19 protein-coding genes are annotated in these 18830 nt (G+C 69.8%); 5 read left to right on the top strand and 14 right to left on the bottom strand.

The window, feature by feature from the left end:
- Nucleotides 1-105: 105 nt before the first annotated feature.
- From QMG73_RS18755 to pdxH, 8 genes are all read right to left on the bottom strand, one after another.
- Nucleotides 106-861: a DUF4230 domain-containing protein gene (locus tag QMG73_RS18755; protein WP_281897316.1), complete on the bottom strand. Its 756-nt coding sequence runs from the start codon at nt 859-861 to the stop codon at nt 106-108.
- Nucleotides 862-1033: 172 nt separating this feature from the next.
- On the bottom strand, nt 1034-3211 hold the full coding sequence (locus QMG73_RS18750; protein WP_281897314.1) for a bifunctional glycosyltransferase/CDP-glycerol:glycerophosphate glycerophosphotransferase: 2178 nt from the start codon (nt 3209-3211) through the stop codon (nt 1034-1036).
- A gap of 245 nt (nt 3212-3456) precedes the next feature.
- Complete coding sequence (locus tag QMG73_RS18745) at nt 3457-4623, bottom strand: acyl-CoA dehydrogenase family protein (RefSeq protein ID WP_281897313.1); 1167 nt, start codon at nt 4621-4623, stop codon at nt 3457-3459.
- Between the two features lies 1 nt (nt 4624).
- Complete coding sequence (locus QMG73_RS18740) at nt 4625-4918, bottom strand: type II toxin-antitoxin system VapB family antitoxin (protein ID WP_173077469.1); 294 nt, start codon at nt 4916-4918, stop codon at nt 4625-4627.
- Nucleotides 4919-5017: 99 nt separating this feature from the next.
- Nucleotides 5018-5638, bottom strand: coding sequence for a nitroreductase family protein (locus QMG73_RS18735; RefSeq protein WP_281897310.1), 621 nt, complete (start codon nt 5636-5638; stop codon nt 5018-5020).
- Complete coding sequence (locus QMG73_RS18730) at nt 5639-6580, bottom strand: aldose 1-epimerase family protein (RefSeq protein WP_281897308.1); 942 nt, start codon at nt 6578-6580, stop codon at nt 5639-5641.
- Nucleotides 6573-7829, bottom strand: a complete 1257-nt coding sequence (locus tag QMG73_RS18725; RefSeq protein WP_281897306.1) for an MFS transporter — start codon at nt 7827-7829, stop codon at nt 6573-6575. The genes QMG73_RS18730 and QMG73_RS18725 overlap by 8 nt, the downstream gene beginning before the upstream one ends.
- Nucleotides 7826-8449, bottom strand: coding sequence for a pyridoxamine 5'-phosphate oxidase (pdxH, locus tag QMG73_RS18720; RefSeq protein WP_281897351.1), 624 nt, complete (start codon nt 8447-8449; stop codon nt 7826-7828). The genes QMG73_RS18725 and pdxH overlap by 4 nt, the downstream gene beginning before the upstream one ends.
- Nucleotides 8450-8662: 213 nt before the next feature.
- Between pdxH and QMG73_RS18715 the strand changes: the two genes are divergently transcribed.
- The 4 genes from QMG73_RS18715 to QMG73_RS18700 all read left to right on the top strand — a co-directional run bounded on the left by QMG73_RS18715 (nt 8663) and on the right by QMG73_RS18700 (nt 13162).
- Nucleotides 8663-9769, top strand: a complete 1107-nt coding sequence (locus QMG73_RS18715) for a citrate synthase 2 (protein WP_281897304.1) — start codon at nt 8663-8665, stop codon at nt 9767-9769.
- Nucleotides 9770-9814: 45 nt separating this feature from the next.
- Nucleotides 9815-10942 carry a phosphoserine transaminase gene (gene serC / locus QMG73_RS18710; RefSeq protein WP_281897302.1) on the top strand — a complete coding sequence of 376 codons (1128 nt, stop codon included), beginning with the start codon at nt 9815-9817 and terminating at the stop codon, nt 10940-10942.
- Between the two features lie 96 nt (nt 10943-11038).
- Complete coding sequence (gene sepH, locus QMG73_RS18705; RefSeq protein ID WP_281897301.1) at nt 11039-12130, top strand: septation protein SepH; 1092 nt, start codon at nt 11039-11041, stop codon at nt 12128-12130.
- A 42-nt stretch (nt 12131-12172) separates the two neighbouring features.
- On the top strand, nt 12173-13162 hold the full coding sequence (locus tag QMG73_RS18700; protein ID WP_281897299.1) for an aldo/keto reductase: 990 nt from the start codon (nt 12173-12175) through the stop codon (nt 13160-13162).
- An 18-nt stretch (nt 13163-13180) separates the two neighbouring features.
- Here the strand turns inward: QMG73_RS18700 and thpR are convergent, their stop codons facing one another.
- From thpR to QMG73_RS18675, 5 genes are all read right to left on the bottom strand, one after another.
- Complete coding sequence (thpR, locus tag QMG73_RS18695) at nt 13181-13738, bottom strand: RNA 2',3'-cyclic phosphodiesterase (protein WP_281897296.1); 558 nt, start codon at nt 13736-13738, stop codon at nt 13181-13183.
- 1 nt (nt 13739) lies between these two features.
- Nucleotides 13740-14222, bottom strand: coding sequence for a hypothetical protein (locus tag QMG73_RS18690; RefSeq protein WP_281897293.1), 483 nt, complete (start codon nt 14220-14222; stop codon nt 13740-13742).
- A 73-nt stretch (nt 14223-14295) separates the two neighbouring features.
- Nucleotides 14296-15573: an MFS transporter gene (locus QMG73_RS18685; protein WP_281897292.1), complete on the bottom strand. Its 1278-nt coding sequence runs from the start codon at nt 15571-15573 to the stop codon at nt 14296-14298.
- A 71-nt stretch (nt 15574-15644) separates the two neighbouring features.
- Complete coding sequence (locus QMG73_RS18680) at nt 15645-16094, bottom strand: MarR family transcriptional regulator (protein WP_407676822.1); 450 nt, start codon at nt 16092-16094, stop codon at nt 15645-15647.
- 69 nt (nt 16095-16163) lie between these two features.
- Nucleotides 16164-17576 carry an NCS2 family permease gene (locus tag QMG73_RS18675; protein ID WP_281897291.1) on the bottom strand — a complete coding sequence of 471 codons (1413 nt, stop codon included), beginning with the start codon at nt 17574-17576 and terminating at the stop codon, nt 16164-16166.
- 148 nt (nt 17577-17724) lie between these two features.
- On the opposite strand from QMG73_RS18675, the gene QMG73_RS18670 reads away from it, so the two are divergent.
- Entirely contained in the window at nt 17725-17931 is a 207-nt protein-coding gene (locus QMG73_RS18670; protein ID WP_281897347.1) for a DUF2530 domain-containing protein, read from the top strand.
- 56 nt (nt 17932-17987) lie between these two features.
- On the opposite strand, the gene QMG73_RS18665 is transcribed toward QMG73_RS18670, so the two are convergent.
- Nucleotides 17988-18806, bottom strand: a complete 819-nt coding sequence (locus QMG73_RS18665) for a DUF3027 domain-containing protein (protein ID WP_281897290.1) — start codon at nt 18804-18806, stop codon at nt 17988-17990.
- Nucleotides 18807-18830: the final 24 nt, after the last annotated feature.

Genomic DNA, 18830 nt, shown 5'->3' with positions numbered 1-18830 from the left:
ACGCAGGCGACGCGGTGCGGGTGGCCTGACCTGTCGATTCCCACCCTGTGGCACGCCACCCGCAGAAGGATAGCGGATGCCGTGGAAACCGTGGGCATGCGCCGGCTAGGGCCGCGAATAGGTAACCGTAATCGTCTGATAACCCAGCGAACGCAATAGCCCCTCTAGCATCTTGCGCGTATTCGCCTCGGCACGCTGAGCGAGACCGCTTTCACCCGCGGCGGCGGTGATCCGCTCCTGGGCGAGCCGATACACCTCCCGCTGGCGGTTGGGATCGCCGCCGAACACCTCACCGATCCGGTTGATCAACCCGCGCTGCTCGGCGAAGACGTAACTGTTTTCCAGGTCGAGGCGCGCCTCGCTCAGCTGCGGCGCGGGCAGCGTGACCTGGACCGACGTGCCGTCGGCGGACGCCACCACGGCACCGTCGCCGACCTTGGCGAAGTCGACATACGCATCGACGTTGCCGGCGCCGACGAACAGCGTGCGCTCGTTGACCAGGAAGTCCGGCACGTATTTGCGGTCTTTTTGCAGGTCGATGACCACCTGGAAGGTGCCCTCGGCGGCCACGTAGCGGCTCAGGTCCTGTATCGACTGGAGCAGCGGTGGCTGGCTGCGGTCGGTCTTCTCCTCGGCGAACGGGTTGCGCCAGCTCGGCCACAGCCCGACCGCCTGCACGCTGAGAACCAGGGCCACGACCAGGCCCACCGCCACGGTGAGCCAGATCAGGCCACGCCACCGCCGGGGCGGCTCTACTGGCTCGTGATCGCCGCTCTCGTCATCCGTGAGCCGCCGCTCAGGCTCGGCAGCGGTGGCCTGGCCCCTGCGGTACTCGGGGAACTCGCTGGTCGGGTGGGTCATGCCCGATCACCGTCCTCGTCAGGATCGCCTGGCCGGCGACCGGCCGGCCAGCGTCTGTAAGTAACGGTAAATGCACCGTACGACACCCGCGACTTGGAAGGCATCGCCGCAGGCCAGGGCGGTCAGGGGCAGAAACGGGCCGGGCCACGCGTCGCCGCGTGGCCCGGAGCCGTCAGCTGATCGGGCTCTTCTCGCCCAGGAACACCCGCCGGATCACCCGCTCGGATGCCTTGCCGTCGTCGAGATAGCAGTACCGGCTGCGGAACTCCTGCCGCGCCTTGGCCGCGGCCTCGCCCCACGCTTCGCCGGACAGGAACGCCTCAGCCAGCTCGTCCTGCGTCTGCGCGACCGCGCCCGGCGCCTCGGCGACCACGTCGATGTACAGGCCACGGGTGGCCCGGTAGATCTCGAAGTCCGGCACGTAGACCACGATCGGGCGGTCGAGAACCGCGTAGTCGAACATCGCCGACGAGTAGTCGGTGATGAGCGCGTCGGCGGCGAGGTACAGCTCCTCCACGCGTGCGTAGTCGGACACGTCGGTCACCTGCGGATGCACCGAGCCGCCGGCGTTCTCGTAGAAGTGGTGCGCCCTGACCAGCAACACCGTGTCCGGTCCCAGCGCGGTGACGAGCTGGGTGGTGTTGAGCATCTGCTGGTACCCGCCGGCGTACTCGCGGTGCGTCGGCGCGTACAGGATCACCCGCTGATCCGGCCGCAGCCCGAGCTTGGCGCGGATCGCCGCCACCTCTTCTCCGGTGGCGTTGGCGAGCCAGTCGTTACGCGGGTAGCCGGACTCGATGCTCTCGTAGTCGCAAGGGTAGGCGCGCTCCCAGACCCGGGTGGTGAACGCGTTCGGGCTGATGCTGAAGGTCCACCGGTCGCAGCGCTCCAGCAACAGCGACATGTTCATGCTGCGCGCGCCGACCGGGTACTTGAGCTGGTCGACGCCCATCACCTTGATCGGAGTGCCGTGGTTGGTGGACAGGTGCACCGCCCCGCGGCGCTTGACCACCCAGCCCGGGAAGTTGACGTTGTTGACGAAGTACTTCGCACGGGCGAGCAGCCGGTAGTGCCGCAACGTGCCCATGACGACGTAGTCCACGCCCTTGGGGATCTCCTTCACCCGGTCGCGGGTGATCTCCCAGACGCCCCGAACCTGGGGCGCCAGGTCACGCGCGTGCTCGTAGATCGGCGCCGGGTTGCAGCCGTATCCGCGCCCCCAGTACATGGAGTAGACGGCCAGGTTCTCGTCGAGCGGACGGCGCAGCTGGAGCCGGTAGTAGAACCGGAACACCTGCCGGCGCGCCTGGGCGGCGGTGCGCCATGCCAGGGAGAACAGCGCGGCTCCGCGGTTGGCCAGGCCGTCGCGCACCCGGTCCCGCAGATGCGTCATCTGGTACCGGCGGAACGAGCCACTGGCGACGGCGGCGTGCCACCTGCCCAGCTTGCCCTCGGGCACCGGGTAGCCCTCGCGCGGCAGGTAACGCCGGTACGCCTCGACGATCTTGCCGAAGAACTCCCGGCGCATGCCCCGCGAGACCCGCTCCGGGTTGTCCAGGGCCAGCAGCATCTGGAAGAGCATCCGCTCGAAGACTTGCGGGCGGAACTGCGCGGCGCGCTCCCCCAGGCCGTCGAGGTACGCGAACAACCGATCCCACTGCGTGAAGACCTCGAAGTGGCGCCGGCCGACAGTTCCGGTGATCGCACCCCGCCGCCGCTGGCGGTAGTAGACGCACACCTCGGGCAGGATGCTGATGCGCTCGGCGAGAATCAGCACCGCGTGACCGACCGGCACGTCCTCGTACAGGCCGGTCGGGAACTGGATCTCGTTGTCGATCAGGAACTGCCGCCGGAAGATCTTGTTCCAGGCGACGTGGAAGATCTTCAGGATGTGCGGATGGTCCCGCAGGGCGAAGACGTCCGGCACCGGGTCCTGCGCAAGCGCGGCGGTCAACTTGCTCGGCTGCGGCGCGGCGTTCCACGGCGCCTTCGCGTAGTCGACCGCGAGCACGTCGGGCTGGGTCGTGCGCAGCCGGTTGGCCACCGACCACAGGGCACCGTCGGCGAGCCAGTCGTCGCTGTCGATGAACCAGACGTACTCACCGGTGGCCTGGCGGAGCCCCGCGTTGCGGGCCTCGCCGAGACCGACGTTCTGCTCCAGGTGCAGCACCTTCACGCGGGCGTCGCGCTTCGCGTACTCGTCCAGGACCTCGCCGGTGTGATCTGGCGAACAGTCATCGACACCGATCACCTCGATGTCGGTGAACGGCTGGCGAAGGATGGAATCCAGGCATTCTTCGAGATAGCCCTGCACGCGGTAGGCGGGCAGAACAATACTGAGGAGAGTCACCGCGCCCGTCCTTGCCTCAGCGCCGCCCGACTGTGACCCGACACACACCCTCCCGCATCGACCTCGGAAAACGTTCCGTGAGGCCGTCACAACACAGGGAATCGGCGGTACGGCCTCCGAGACACCACAAAGCAACCAAGCCTTGGCCTGGCAGCCACGCATTGGTTGCCTTGGGGCCGAAGGCTAGCAGTTAGGCGCAAGCAATGCCAAGGAACGAACCCGGCAAATATGACTCCACGGCCAGGTCAGATAAATGCGGGTAAATCCGTCAAGCGCTGGCCGATGATCAGCTGGTGGATCTCCGATGTGCCCTCGTAGGTCAGCACGCTCTCCAGATTGTTGGCGTGTCTCAGCACCGGATATTCGCCACTGATTCCGTTGGCGCCCAGGATCGTGCGGCATTGCCGGGCGATCGCCAACGCCTCCCGAACGTTGTTGAGCTTCCCCACACTGACCTGCTCGGGACGCAGCGTGCCGGCGTCGGCCAAGCGGCTCAGGTGCAGCGCCAGCAGGTATCCCTTGTGGAGCTCGACGGCCATGTCGGCGAGCTTGGCCTGGGTGAGCTGGAACGAGGCGATCGGCCGCCCGAACTGCTCGCGGCTCGTCGAGTACGCGATCGCGGTGTGCAGGCAGTCGCGCGCCGCGCCGAGCGATCCCCAGGTGATGCCCTGGCGCGCCTCGGTGAGGCAGCTCAGCGGCGCTTTGAGACCGGATGCCTCCGGCAGGATGGCCGACGCCGGCAGGCGAGCGTCGTCGAGGACGACCTCACCGGTCGACGACGCGCGCAGCGACAGCTTGTGCCCGATCTCGCGCGCCGTCACACCAGGCGTGTCCATTGGTACGACGAAACCGGCGACCCGCTCGTCGACCCTGGCCCAGATCACGGCCACGTCGGCGATGGGCGCGTTGGTGATCCACATCTTGGTGCCGCTCAGCAGCCAGTCGTCGCCCGAGCGGCGGGCCCGCGTGGTCATGGAAGCGGGGTCGGAGCCGTGATCGGGCTCGGTCAGCCCGAAGCAGCCGACCGCCTCGCCGGTCGCCATCAGGGGCAGCCACCGCTGCTTCTGCTCGTCGCTGCCGAACCGCCAGATCGCGTACATCGCGAGCGAGCCCTGCACCGATACCAGCGACCGGACACCCGAGTCGCCGGCCTCCAACTCCATGCAGGCCAGCCCGTACGCCACCGCGGACGCGCCCGCGCACCCGTATCCGGTCAGGTGCATGCCGAGCAGGCCGAGCTTGCCGAACTCCCGGGCCAGCTCGCGGGCCGGCACCCGACCCTCCTCGTACCACCGCGCGACGTGCGGGCGCACCCGGTCGTCGACCACCTGCCGCACGACGGAGCGGATCTGCAGCTCCTCGTCGCTGTGCAGCGAGTCGACGTTGATCAGATCGAGCGGAAGAGTTCCCATGTCAGGTCAGGACCAGGACGCGCGCGTGGATCTGGTTGCGCTGCTGGAGCGCCGCCCGCAGTGCCCGGTGCAGCCCGTCTTCGAGATACAGCCCACCGTTCCACTGCACCACATGCGGAAACAGGTCGCCGTAGAACGTGGAGTCTTCGGCCAGCAGCTTGTCGAGGGCGAGCTCGCGCTTGGTGGTGATCAGCTGGTCGATCCGGATCGGCCGCGGTGGGATCTCGGCCCACTGTTTCAAGGTGAGCCCGTGCTCGGGGTACGGACGCCCGTCCCGAACCGCTTTGAAGATCACGACGGCACGCTCCCCTCCCATGTCGTCGCACCGCTGTCCCGTTGTCGACCGGGTGCCAGCCTAGCGACCGCCGCCGACATCGCGGTTTGTTACCGGATGTCAGTTTTCTGGCACCCCGGCCAGCCACCTACCCCTGTGCACCACCTGGTCCACGGGGCGATGTCCCCGCTTCAACGACGGCGACCGGCGGTCCGGTGCGGGATATCCCACCGTGATCGCCCCGATCGGCGTGAAGTCGGCGGGCACCCCGAACGTATCCCGATACGCGGTGGTCCGGTCGGGTGGGATGCCGAAGAAACAGGCTCCCAGGCCCTCGTCGACCGCGGTGAGCAGTACCAGCAGGGACGCGAAACCCGCGTCGATGTGCCAGTACGGCACCGGCCAGCGGGACTCGTCGCGATCGGTCCAGCCCTTGTCCGGCTCGGCGTACCGGTCCAGGTAGACCGATTTGTTCGAGTGCGGAACCACGATCAGCGGCGCACGCCGCATCCCGGCCAGCCATCGGCTCTCCGGCGCACCCGGAGGCGTCGTGGCGGCCCAGAACGCGTCGCGGTCGGCGGCGTCCGACAGCGCCAGGAAGCCCCAGCCCTGCGAGAACCCCGCCGACGGTGCGCGGACGGCGTGCGCCAGCAACCGTTCCACCACATCGGGCGGCACCGGACGGTCCGGGTCGTAGTTCCGCACCATCCGCCGCGCGCGCACGACATCGGCGAACTCCACCTAACGACCGCCGCCCGGGGTGATGCCCCACGTCGCACGCCAGGTCTCGCCCGGCTCCAGCACGGTCAGGTCGCGGCCCGAACGGAACGCGTCCGGCGGGCACGTCATCGGTTCGATCGCGATCGAACGGCGCAGCCGGTCACCGGTCAGCGTGTCGCTCGTGAACACCTGCCACCAGCCGAACAGTTCGTCGGCCCACACCGACACCGAGTGCCGTCCGTCCACGGTGGACAGCTCGACTCGCGAGCCACCGTCGGCGTCTCGCTCCACGTCGCCGAATGCCGTGTCGAGTACGCCGGCGCCGATCTTCTTGGGCTCGGTGAAGTCGAACCGGGTGCCGGCGACCTTGGCCGCGCCGATCGGTAGCAGCCGCGAGTCGACGAGCAGCCGGCTGCGTGCCGGTACCTTCAGCACCATGTCGTCGACCCGGGCACCAGGCAGGCTCAGGTAGGGGTGCACCGAGAACCCGATCGGGCACGACTTGTGGCCCACGTTCGTGATCTCCTGCTCGGCACGCAGGCCACCGTCGCCGACCCGCCAGGTCGTGCGCAGGCGCAGCGGCCAGGGGTACCCGGGCTGCGCCGGCATCGGGCACTCCAGCGTGACCGCGTCCGCACTCTGCTCGACGGCCCGCCACGGCTGCCAGTTGACCAGCCCGTGGATCGCGTTGTGGCGCGCCGGCTCGGTCAGCGAGAGCTGCTGCGGCTCGCCCGCGAACGTGTACCGGCCGTCCCGGATGCGGTTGGGCCACGGCGCCAGGATCTGGCCCGCGCAACCGACCGGCAGCTCGTCCGCCCCGTACCCGTCGACGTAGTCAACGCCGTCCGCCCGGTACGCCCGCAGCCCGCCGCCGATCTCGACCAGGGTGGCCTCGTGGCCGCCCGAACTGATCGTCCACTGTGTGCCGGAGAGCGGCGCGGTGCCGTTGAGCTGGTTATCCATGCGGGGACCTTATCTGGTAGCGGAGCAGCGCGGGGAAAGCCATTGCCAGCGCCAGGGCGAGCACAGCCGCGGCGAGGCCACCACCGACCCACGCGACCGGCAGGCCCCAGGCACCGGCCATCGTGCCGGCGCGCAGGTCGCCCAGGCGCGGCCCACCCGCCACGACCGTGATGTTGACGCCCTGGAGCCGCCCCCGCAGCCGGTCCGGAGCGTACGTCTGGAGGATCGACTGGCGGTTCACGGCGCTGACGAGGTCGGCGCCCCCGGCGACGGCGAGCAACACGACCGCGAGCCAGAGCTGCTGTGCGAGCCCGGCGGCGGCGATCGCGAGACCCCAGGCGATCACGGCCGCGACCAGGACCCGCCCCTGCCGGATCACCCGGCTTGTCCAGCCGGACGTGAGCCCGCCGAGCACCGAGCCGAGCGCGATCGCGCTGAACAGCCAGCCCGCCGCCGCCCCGCCGCCGAAGCGCTCCTCGGCCGCCTCCGGAAACAGCGCCTTCGGCATGGCGAGCACCATGGCGACGATGTCGATCGCGAACGACAGGAGCAGCACCGGCGTGGTGGCGAGGTACCGGAGCCCGTCGGCGACGCTGCGCAGCCCCATCGACCGGTGCTCGCCCTCGGGCGGCATCGACGGCAGCCGCAGCGTCGCCCAGAACGAGAGCGAGAAGAGCACCGCGTCGACCGTGTAGGCCACCTGTACCCCGGTATCGGTGCCCCAGGCGGCGAGGATGAGGCCCGCGGCGAGCGGGCCCGCGACGGAGCTGCCGCTCGACGTGGTGAAGCCGAGCGTGTTCGCGGCGGGCACCAGCTCGGTGCCCACGAGCCTCGGGATGATCGCCTGCCGGGTGGGCGAGCTGACCGCGAACGCGGTGGTCTGCATGGCCACCAGCGCGAGCAGAAGCACCGGACTGCCGACCTGAAACACCGCCTGCGCCAGCAGCCCGGCGGTCGAGGCCCACATCAGGCTGGAGCTGGCGAGCAGCACCTTGCGGCGGTCGATCGCGTCGGCCACCGCGCCGCCCCACAGGCCGAACACCAGCAGCGGCACCAGGCCGGCCACGCCGATGAGGCCCACCCAGAACGAGTCGCGGGTGAGGTCGTACATCTCGACCGCCACCGCGACACCGGTGAGCTGGAATCCGAAGAACGAGACGGCGTTTCCGAACCACATCCGCCGGTACGCCGGCACCCGCAGCGGGCGCACGTCGATCGCCCACCGGCGGGCGCTGGAAACCTGACTCAAGGGGCGAGCCGCTCGATCATCCACACTCCCTCGTCGGTGCGGCGGTATCGGAGACGATCATGCAAGCGACCCGTCCGGCCCTGCCAGAACTCCACGGTGTGAGGCGTCACACGCAGACCGCCCCAGTGAGGCGGCGGGGGCACCTCGTCCGGAAAACGCTCTCCGGTCGCGCGCAGCGACTCGTCGAGCGCCGCGCGATCGGCCACCACCCGCGACTGCGGACTCGCCCAGGCACCGAGCTGGGCATCGCGCGGCCGGGTGGCGAAGTACGCCTCGGTCTCGGCGCGATCGACCGGGGCGACCGAGCCGGCGACGACCACCTGCCGATGCATCGGAAACCACGGAAAGACCAGGCTCGCGTACGGGTTGACCCGCGACTCGTTGCCCTTGCGCGACTCGTAGTTGGTGTAGAAGACCAGCCCCCGCTCGTCGTACCCCTTCAACAGCACGGTGCGCGCGCTCGGGCGACCCTCGGAATCGGCGGTGCCCACCACCATGGCGTTGGGCTCCGGCAGCTCGGCGGCGACCGCATCGGCGAGCCAGCGTGCGAACTGCGTCACCCAGTCGGCCGCGAGATCCTCTTCGGTAAGCCCCTTCACCTGCGTGTACTCCCGACGCATGCCCGAAAGCCAGGATGTGTCTTCGATCACTTGGCCATCCTCGTACACAGGTCAACGACGGTTAAGGCAACGACAGGGAATGATGTCGCATGTAACACAAGTGCGACGGGTCGCAAACCTAGTTACTCACCAGGCAAGATGGCACGCAACCCCCGGCCGCGGCACCACGTGGCCTGGCGCCGCCAGTGCGGACAACAATTCCAGGAGAGCGAAATGTCCGACTTCAAGCCGGGACTCGAAGGAGTCATCGCCTTCGAAACCGAGATCGCCGAGCCCGACAAAGAGGGTGGGGCCCTGCGATACCGCGGCGTTGACATCGAAGACCTGATCGGTCAGGTCTCGTTCGGCAACGTCTGGGCCCTCCTGGTCGATGGCCGCTTCGGCCCGGGGCTCCCGCCCGCCGAGCCGTTCCCGGTGCCCGTGCACTCCGGCGACATCCGCGTCGACGTGCAGTCCGCGGTGGCCATGCTGGCGCCGTACTGGGGGCTCGGCCAGCTCCTCGACATCTCCGACGAGCAGGCGCGCGAAGACCTGGCCCGGGTATCGGTGACCGCGCTGTCGTTCGTGGCGCAGTCCGCCCGCGGCCTCGGCCTCCCCGCGGTGCCGCAGAAGGAGATCGACAAGGCTTCCACGATCGTCGAGCGCTTCATGCGCCGGTGGCGTGGCGACCCCGACCCGCGTCACGTCAAGGCCGTCGACGCGTACTTCATCTCCGCCGCCGAGCACGGCATGAACGCCTCCACGTTCACCACTCGCGTGGTCGCCTCCACCGGCGCCGACGCGGCGGCGTGCATCTCCTCCGGAATAGGAGCTCTGTCCGGACCGCTGCACGGTGGCGCGCCGTCCCGCGTACTGCACATGATCGAGGCGGTCGAGCGCAGCGGTGACGCCGAGGGATACGTCAAGGGCGTGCTCGACCGGGGCGAGCGCCTGATGGGCTTCGGCCACCGGGTGTACCGGGCCGAGGACCCGCGCGCCCGCGTGCTCCGGCGCACCGCCAAGGAGCTCGGCGCCCCGCGGTACGAGATCGCCGAAGCGCTGGAGAAGGCCGCCCTGGAGGAGTTGCACGCCCGCAAGCCCGACCGGGTACTCGCCACGAACGTGGAGTTCTGGTCGGCGGTCGTGCTCGACTTCGCCGAGGTACCGGCGCACATGTTCACGTCGATGTTCACCTGCGCCCGCATGGGTGGCTGGAGCGCGCACATCCTGGAGCAGAAGCGCCTCAGCCGGCTCATCCGCCCGTCGGCCAAGTACGTCGGCCCGGCGCCGCGCAAACCCGCTGACGTGGAGGGCTGGGACGCCGTCCCGCACGGCGTCTGAGCCCCCCTTTCAAATCGGGCGATCTCGAGGTGGAAGGATGGAGGCGTGGCTGACGTTTCCACCATCCGCATCCCAGACGAGCTCAAGCCCGCCGACGGTCGCTTCGGCTGCGGGCCTTCCAAGGTCCGCCCCGAGGCCGTCTCCGCGCTCTCGGGCGTCGCGACGACGCTCCTCGGCACCTCCCACCGGCAGAAGACGGTCAAGGACCAGGTCGCCCGGCTCCGCCGCGGCATCGCCGAGTTCTTCTCCCTGCCCGAGGGGTACGAGGTCGTTCTCGGCAACGGCGGCAGCACCGCCTTCTGGGAGGTGGCGACGTTCGGTCTGATCCGTGACCGGGCGCAGTTCGCCAGCTTCGGCGAGTTCGGCGCCAAGTTCGCGTCGTCGGTCAAGGCGGCGCCGTTCCTCGGCGACCCGACCGTGCGCAAGGCCGAGCCGGGCACCGCTCCGGGGCTTGTCGCGGAGGCCGGCGTCGACGCGTACGCCACGCCGCACAACGAGACCTCCACCGGCGTGGCCGTGCCGGTCAAGCGGGTCGAGGGTGCCGACGAGGGCGCGCTGCTGCTGGTCGACGCCACCTCGGGCGCCGGCGGCCTCGACGTCGACGTGGCCGAGAGCGACGTGTACTACTTCGCGCCGCAGAAGTGCTTCGGCTCCGACGGTGGCATCTTCATCGCCCTGATGTCGCCGGCGGCGCTGGCCCGGGCCACCGAGATCAAGGAGTCGGGCCGCTACATCCCCGCCTTCCTCGACCTGGTCACCGCCATCGACAACTCGCGACTCGAGCAGACCTACAACACGCCGGCGCTGGCCACGATCTTCCTGGCCGCCGAGCAGACCGACTGGATGCTCGCCCAGGGCGGGCTGGCGTGGGCCACCAAGCGCACCGCCGAGAGCGCCGGCATCGTGTACGGCTGGGCCGAGCGCTCGTCCGTGGCGACGCCGTTCGTCAGCGACCCGGCCCTCCGGTCGAACGTCGTGGCGACCATCGACTTCGCCGACGGCGTCGACGCGAGCGCGATCGCCAAGGTGCTGCGGGCCAACGGCATCGTCGACACCGAGCCGTACCGGAAGCTCGGCCGCAACCAGCTCCGCGTCGCGCTCTTCCCTGCAGTGGACCCGGCCGACGTCGATGCTCTCACCCAGTGCGTCGACTACGTGGTCGAGCGCCTCTGAGGAGGAAATAGCCGGCGTGGCCTCCCCCCACTCGTGCCGATAAAGGCGTAGCGTGTCGCGGGAACGGGGCCAGCTCAGCGGGACGGAGGCAACGCGATGCGGCCGGTACGCTTCGTCGCCCTCTCCGAGGACGGCCAGGCCTTGGTGCTTGCCGACGAGGTCGGCCGTCTCCTCGCGCTCCCACTCGATGAGCGGGTCTCCAGCGCGCTACACGCCGAGCCGGGTGTCGGCGCTGCCCCGGTGACCGCCTCCGGCGCCGGCAACGAGCCCGCACCGACGCTCTCCCCTCGCGACATCCAGGCACGCATCCGCGCTGGCGAGTCGGCTGACGACGTCGCGCGTATCGCTGGCGTGCCCGTCGACCGGGTTTTGCGATACGCGGGCCCGGTGCTCCAGGAGCGCGCGATGCTGGCTCAGCACGCGCGCCGCACCCGCTTGAAGACCTCCGAAAAGGGCGCACCCCTCGCCGAAGTTGTCGACGGCCGGCTGGCTCAGCACGGCATCGACTCCGAAAAGATCTCCTGGGACGCTTACCGGCGCGAAGACGGCACCTGGCGGATCGTCGCCACGTGGCCGTCGGGCAAGGCGACCGCGCAGGCCATCTGGGAGCTGGACAAGACCCGGCAGATGGTGTCTCCCCACGACGACATGGCGCAATACCTGTGCGCCGAGCGGCCGACGCAAATCCTCGGCCAGGAACCGCCCGCTGAACGCGAGCGCACCGGGCACGGGCTGCCCGGCCCGTCGCGGGGCGAGCCGAGCCGGGGTGGGCACGGGCTGCCGGCCGCGGCGGGCGACAAGTCGCGCGGTGGGCGTGACCCGATCCGCGCCGGCCGTGACGCGCTGCTCGCGTCGCTCGACCGGCCGGCTGCGTCCGGCCGCGGGCTCGACCAGGGTGGGCTCGCCGGCTCGGAGCCGCGGCGCTCGGGTGCCGTCTCCGGTGGTGCCGCGGCACTGCTCGGCGGCGGTCAGGGTTCGGCGTTCGACGACGACAGCGACCTCCCCAAGGAGGTGCCGGCCGTGCCGTCGCTGGCGGTGCTCCGCCCCCGGCGCACGACGTCGGGCGGTGGCGCGGCCGCGGCTGCGGCGGGCGAGCCGGCCGAGGGCACCGGCAAGCCGCGCAAGCGCCTCCCGAGTTGGGACGACGTGCTCTTCGGCAGCGGTCCGGCCGCACGCGAGAGTTCCTGATCTTCACTGGGTAGGCCCGGGGCCGCGTGGCAGGCTGGGCTCATGGAGTACACCAACCTTGGCCGGACCGGCCTGTCCGTCAGTCGCCTGTGCCTCGGCACCATGAACTTCGGCCCGCAGACCACCGAGCCGGACAGCTTCGCCATCATGGACCGCGCGCTGGAGCACGGCCTCAACTTCTTCGACACGGCCAACACGTACGGCCAGAAGCAGGGTGAGGGCGTCACCGAGCAGATCATCGGTCGGTGGTTCGCGCAGGGCGGCGGGCGGCGGGAGAAGGTCGTGCTCGCCACGAAGGTGTACGGGACGATGGGCGACTGGCCCAACGAGCGCGGCCTGTCCGCCCGGCACATCGTCCGGTCCTGCGAGGACTCGCTGCGCCGGCTCCAGACCGACTGGATCGACGTGTTCCAGATGCACCACGTCCTGCGGACGACGCCGTGGGAGGAGATCTGGCAGGCGATGGAGATCCTGGTCGCCCAGGGCAAGGTCCTCTACGTCGGCTCGTCGAACTTCGCCGGCTGGGACCTCGCCCGCGCGCAGGAGTCGGCCGCACACCGGAACTTCCTGGGGCTGGTCTCCGAGCAGTGCCTCTACAACCTGCTGACCCGTCACGTCGAGCTGGAGTTGCTGCCCGCCGCGCAGCACTACGGCATCGGCGTCATCCCGTGGTCGCCGCTGCACGGCGGGCTGCTCGGCGGCGCGATCCGCAAGCTGGCCGAGGGCGGGGCGGGACAGCGGACCAAGGGCGGGCGTGCGGCCGGCGGGCTGACCGAACACCGCACCACGATCGAGGCGTACGAGAAGCTGAGCGCCGACCTGGGCCACGACCCGGCCAACGTGGCGCTGGCCTGGCTGCTGTCCCGCCCCGGCGTGACCGCGCCGATCATCGGCCCGCGTACCGTCGAGCAGCTCGACGCGACGCTAGGAGCGTTCGACGTGACCCTCTCCGACCAGGTGCTGAACCAGCTCGACGAGCTCTTCCCGCCGATCGGCAACGGCGGCTCGGGACCCGAGGCGTGGGCCTGGTAGAGGGCTTGAAGTAGGGCCTTACAACGGCCAGGCGCCGAGCCTGTCGTAGGTGGGATTGGGGCCGGGGTGGCTGCGCATCAGCACCACCTCGGTCACCCGCCACAGTGGACCCTCGTACGCGTCCAGCGCGGCACGGTCGGCGGCGACCTCGTCGCGACCGATCCGGTCACCGGGACGGGCGATCGTCAGGTGCGGCCGGAAGGGTTTGCGGTCGAACGGCAGCCTGGCCCGAGAAAGCTCCCGCCGGACGGAGCGGCTGAGCCCGGTCAGCGCCGGCAGGTCGCCGCCGAGCGCCGCCCACAGGATCGTGAACCGGCCGCGCCCGAACCGCCCGCCACCGGCGACCTTGACCTCGAACGGCGACGCGGCGACCCGGGCAAGCGCCGCCTCGACGCCGGGCAGGCGCTCGTCGGGCACCTCGCCGAGGAACGCCAGCGTCACGTGCCAGTTGCTCCGTGGCGCCAACCGCGTGTTGACGCCATCGGCGGCCGCGTGGCTGACGTGCAGGCCCGCCACGCACGACGCCAGATGATCGGCTACCTCGTCCGTCGGATAGACCGCCGTGAAGAGTCGCAACTCAGTGGTCTTGCCTGTGCTGGATGCTCGACCGCAGCGCCAGACCGGCGGCCTGCAGCTCGCCCTCGACGCGCACTCGCTCGATCGCGAGGTCGACGCCGTCGAGCTGCTGCAGGTGCTCCGCCACGCCGAGGCTGTGGCTGGCCAGGCGCAGCCGGTCGTCGTATGCCTGCTGCACCGCGGCGTGCCACACCCGCGACTGGGTGGCGACCCCGCCGAGCCGCTGCCTGTCGAGCCGGCGGAGGTCGGCGGCGAGTTGCTGGATGCTGGGCTGCCGGCGGTCGTCGAGCGCGGTGATCTGGATCGTCTGCGAGCCGAGCATGCGGTCGAGCCGCTGGAGCGTGCGGCGCTCGCGACGGATCCGGACGCGCCTGCGGAGATCGCCGGTGACGTCGTCGGCGCAGATCACCAACGCGATGGCAACCGGCAGTGCCGCCAGCGCCAAGAGCGCCGCCGCCAGCACCATTGCGCGCACGGGAGCCACGTTCTTCAACGCTAGGCGGTCGCCGCGATGACCGCTACCGGATTCACGCGGCACTTACTCAGGCAGCACTTACTCAGGCGTGGACGACGTACAGCTTTGGAAGTGGACGGAATCGCAGCCGCAGGCGGCCTCCGCTGCGGCGAAGCTGCCAGGCGAGCGCGATGGCGGCGGCGGCCATGGAGATCAGCCCACCGAGCCAGATGCTCACGCCGGCGCCGTACGTCTCGGCGATCCAGCCGATCAGCGGCGCGCCCACCGGGTTGGTGCCGAGAAACACCAGTACCCACAGCGACATGACCCGACCCCGGTACGCGGCGTCGACGCCGAGCTGCACCCGCTGGTTGGACGCCTGGGCGAAGAAGATCATGAAGAACCCGGTCGGCACCAGCACCGCGACGACGAGCCAGTACGTGGGCGCGAGCCCCACCAGAGTGCCGAACACCGCGAAGGCGAAGGCGGAGCCGATCACCACGTACACGGACGGGCGCGACCGCCGGCCCCCGCTCGCCAGGGCACCGACCAGCGCACCCGTGGCGAGCGCCGTGGTGAACAGGCCGAACGACGCCGCGCTCGTGTTGAAGACGGTCTTGGCGAGCGCCGCCAGGGTGAGCTGGAAGTTGAACAGCACCATGCCGATGACGGACATGAGTGCCATCGGGAGCAACAGGTCAGGCCGGTGCGCGACGTACCGCAGTCCGTCGACCACCCGCGCCGCGTCGCGCTGGTCGATCGGCAGCAGCTCGGCCCGGTGCAGCTCGGCCGCGCGCATCATGAACAGGCCGAAGAGCGGCGCCAGCGAGCTGACCGCGCTGATCAGGAAGACCGGCCCGACGTCGAACGCCGCGATCGCGACACCGGCCAGCGCCGGCCCCGAGATCCGGGCGGTGTTGAAGGTGGCCGCGGAGAGCGAGAGGGCGTTGGGCAGCAGCGACGACCCGACCAGTTCCGAGACGAAGGCCTGCCGTACCGGAGTCTCCAGCGCGTTGGAAACCCCGAGCAGGAGGGCGAAGAGGAAGACGTGCCAGAGCCGCACGGCTCCGGTCACCACGAGCACGCTCATTCCCAGCGCCAGCACGCTCCAGGTCGCGTTCGCGATGACCAGGAGCAGCCGCTTGTCGTACCGGTCGGCCAGCCGCCCGGAGATCAGGGTCAGCAGGAGTACCGGGGTGAACTGGAGCGCGGTGACCACGCCCAGCGCGGTCGCCGAATCGTTCGACAGCTCCAGGACGAGCCAGTCCTGGGCGATGAACATCATCCAGACGCCGATCAGCTTGGTGAGCTGACCGATCGTGAACAGCCGGTAGTTGCGGACCTTCAGGGATTGGAACGTCGTGCTCAGCTTCGCCCGCACTTGGGGGTGCGCCTCCTCGGGTCGGTACGCGTCATCCACAGTGGACGAAGCGGACCCGGTGCCCCGAAGGGTCAGGCGCGGGCGACCTTCTGCAAGATCTCCGCGGCTCGCCGCAGCGAGTCGCGTTCCTCGGGTGTCAGCTCGGCCAGCCTCGCGGCCAGCCACTCGTCGCGGGCCCGCTCGTGGTGAGCGAGCACCGCGCGCCCCGACTCGGTGGCCGACAGGATCACCTGCCGGCCGTCGGTCGGGTGGGGAGACCGCAGCACGAGGCCGCGGTCTTCCAACTTTGCGACGATCTTGGTCATCGTCGGCGGCTGGACCCGCTCCACATCGGCGAGCTCGCGGGGAGTCAGGGCGCCGCCCAGTTCGAGACTGGTCAGCGCGGAGAGCTGAGTCACCGTGAGGTCACCGACCGGGCGGGCCTGCCGCACCCGTCGGTTGAGCCTGGTGATCGCGTCGCGCAGCATGGGCGCGAGCTGAACGGCAGTAACACGCACCGCCATCACCATCCGCTCCGTCACAGTCGTTAGCTTAGCTAATAAGCCAAGCTAACGACCACTGGTTATGATCGCGATCACCCTGGGCTGGGCTCAGAAGAGCCACGTCTCGATGGGACCGCGCAAGAAGTACAGCACGAAGAGTGCGGCCACGGCATACAGGAGCGGGTGCACCTGGCGAGCCTTTCCGCTCGCGACCTTCAGCAGCACGTAGGAGATGACGCCCGCGCCGATCCCGTTCGAGATCGAGTACGTGAACGGCATCAGCACGATCGTCAGGAACGCCGGGATGGCGATCTCGTAGTTGGTCCAGTCGATCTGGCGTACCGCGGTCATCATCAGGAAGCCGACGATCACCAACGCTGCCGAGGCCGCCTCGAACGGCACCACCTGCACCAGCGGCGCCAGGAACATCGCCACCAGGAAGAGCGCGCCGGTCACCAGGTTGGCCACGCCGGTCCGGGCACCCTCCGCGACACCGGCGGCGCTCTCGATGTACGAGGTGTTGCTCGACACGCTCGCGGCACCACCCGCGGCGGCGGCCACCGAGTCGACGAGCAGGATCTCCCGGGTACGCGGAGGCATGCCGCGGTCGTCGAGCATGCCGCCCTCCTGGCCCACCGCGACCATCGTGCCCATCGTGTCGAAGAAGTCGGTGAGCAGCAGGGTGAACACGAACATCAGCGTGACCAGAACGCCGGCCCGGTCCCAGGCACCAAGCACGTTGAAGTTGCCGAGCAGCGACAGGTCGGGGGTCGCGTCCCAGGTCGACGGCCACTCCGGCACGTTGAGCGACCAGCCGTGCGGGTTGCCCTGCGGGCCGCCGGCCGGGCCGACGTTCGCGATCGCCTCCACGATGACGGCGAGCACCGTCGTGCCCAGGATGCCGATGAGGATGGCACCCTTCACCCGGCGTACGACCAGCACCAGCGTGGCGAGCAGACCGATCACGAACACCAGCGACGGCCAGGTCACCAGCAGGCCACCGATGCCGAGGCCCACCGGCGGCGTACCGGCGTTGCCCTTGACGAAGCCCGCGTCGACGAAGCCGATCAGAGCGAGGAACAGGCCGATGCCTACCCCGATCGCGGTCTTGAGCTCCGTCGGCACCGAGCGGAACACGGCGGTACGCAGCCCGGTGAGCACCAGGATCGCGATGATCACACCTTCGATCACCACCAGGCCCATGGCGTCGGCCCACGTCATCTCGGGCGCGATCTCGTACGCCACCAGGGCGTTGACGCCGAGGCCGGCGGCCAGCGCGAGCGGGAAGCGGGCCACGACGCCCATGAGGATCGTCATCACGCCCGCGACCAGCGCGGTCGCGGCGGCCACCGCGGGAATGGCGAGCTTGGCACCGTCGCCGTCAGCCGAACCGAACAGGATGAGCGGGTTCAGCACGACGATGTACGCCATCGTGAAGAAGGTGGCCAATCCGCCACGGATCTCCCGGGTCAGCGTCGAGCCGCGGGCGGATATCTCAAAGAACCGGTCGAAGCGGTCCATGGAACCTCACCTATGATCATGGATACGATTGCGCGCATCGTCCCAGATCACAAGGGCACCGAGGAAGCACCCTCGCGTTACAAAGCCGTACTCTTGGCTGGTGTCTGATCAAGACGAGCCGCGCCGGGTCGCGCCCCTCGACCCACCGATGGTGCCGTTCGCGGTCGCGGGCATCGTCATCTGGGCGCTGGCCGGCCTGGTACTGCTGATCTTCTTCCGCGACTGGCTGGCCGACCACGACCGCACCGATTGGCTGTGGACCTGCCTAGCGGGCTTCCTACTCGGCTTCCTGGGCCTGGCCGTGATGCTCCGCCACGACGCCAACCGCCGGCGCCGCCGTGCCGATCCTTCGTGATCAGGGCGTCCCTGAAGGCGTTAGAGCGACTTGAGGGACGCCCTGATCACGAAGTCTTAGCCGTGGCCGTAGTGCTCGGCGGGCTCGGTGGCCTCGACCGAGCCGGGCGCGCGGCTGACCGCGACCGCCTCGACCTCATTGTCGTCGTACACGGTCGGCAGTTCCTCGACCGGAGCCTCGGGCTCGCGAAGCGCCTCGGAGTGCGCGCCACAGCCGTGATCGACGCTGACGACACGCCCGTCATCAGGCGCGTACAGGTTGCCGCAAGCCCCGAACGACTGCCGGAGCGAACCGGCGAGCGGCAAATAGAACCCGCACGACCCGCACCGCGCCGTCCTCGGCGCCGCCACCGAGATCGGAGCCTCCGGCCCGGCGTCGCCGTCGTACCAGCGCTGCGCCGCGTCGAGCCGGCCCTCCAGGGACATCACCCGGGGACGGCCGAGGCCCAACTCCCAGGAGACCTCTTCGACGGCCGGGTCGTCGGACAGCGTGTATCCCGGTGCGAGCCGATCGTCGTCCGCTGGCGTCGGCAGCAGATCGCCCACGCCCAGGTCGCCCGGCTGCAGCCGCTCGTGCCACGGCACCCAACCCGGGGCCAGCAGCGCATCGGGGCCGGGCAGCAGGACGGTCTCGCACACGGTGACGTGCTTGCTGCGCGGCACCCGGGTCACGGTGACCGCCCACCGCCACCCGCGGTATCCAGCGAGGTGACACTCGAAGAAGTGGGTCACCAACCGGTCGCCCTCGGCCACCGCTTCCAGGTGGTCGCCCACGTCGGAAGGCTCGACTTCGGTGATGGCCCCGCGCGCCAGATCGACGGCATCGGCACATACCTGGTCGAGTCGGGCAGCGCGTGTGGCGGACGTCCTGGTCACTCGGACATTGTTTCATAGGCCAGA

The organism is Phytohabitans aurantiacus (genome assembly GCF_027923225.1).
Lineage (GTDB): Bacteria > Actinomycetota > Actinomycetes > Mycobacteriales > Micromonosporaceae > Phytohabitans > Phytohabitans aurantiacus.
Note: the sequence above shows the minus strand (reverse complement) of the source record. Positions and strands in the feature narration are given on the sequence as shown.

Excerpts from the sequence above, each read along its gene's own strand:
- QMG73_RS18755 (WP_281897316.1), bottom strand. The coding sequence starts at position 861 with ATGACCCACCCGACCAGCGAGTTCCCCGAGTACCGCAGGGGCCAGGCC.
- QMG73_RS18745 (WP_281897313.1), bottom strand. The coding sequence starts at position 4,623 with ATGGGAACTCTTCCGCTCGATCTGATCAACGTCGACTCGCTGCACAGC.
- QMG73_RS18730 (WP_281897308.1), bottom strand. The coding sequence starts at position 6,580 with ATGGATAACCAGCTCAACGGCACCGCGCCGCTCTCCGGCACACAGTGG.
- pdxH (WP_281897351.1), bottom strand. The coding sequence starts at position 8,449 with ATGCGTCGGGAGTACACGCAGGTGAAGGGGCTTACCGAAGAGGATCTC.
- QMG73_RS18715 (WP_281897304.1), top strand. The coding sequence starts at position 8,663 with ATGTCCGACTTCAAGCCGGGACTCGAAGGAGTCATCGCCTTCGAAACC.
- sepH (WP_281897301.1), top strand. The coding sequence starts at position 11,039 with ATGCGGCCGGTACGCTTCGTCGCCCTCTCCGAGGACGGCCAGGCCTTG.
- QMG73_RS18700 (WP_281897299.1), top strand. The coding sequence starts at position 12,173 with ATGGAGTACACCAACCTTGGCCGGACCGGCCTGTCCGTCAGTCGCCTG.
- QMG73_RS18675 (WP_281897291.1), bottom strand. The coding sequence starts at position 17,576 with ATGGACCGCTTCGACCGGTTCTTTGAGATATCCGCCCGCGGCTCGACG.
- QMG73_RS18670 (WP_281897347.1), top strand. The coding sequence starts at position 17,725 with ATGGTGCCGTTCGCGGTCGCGGGCATCGTCATCTGGGCGCTGGCCGGC.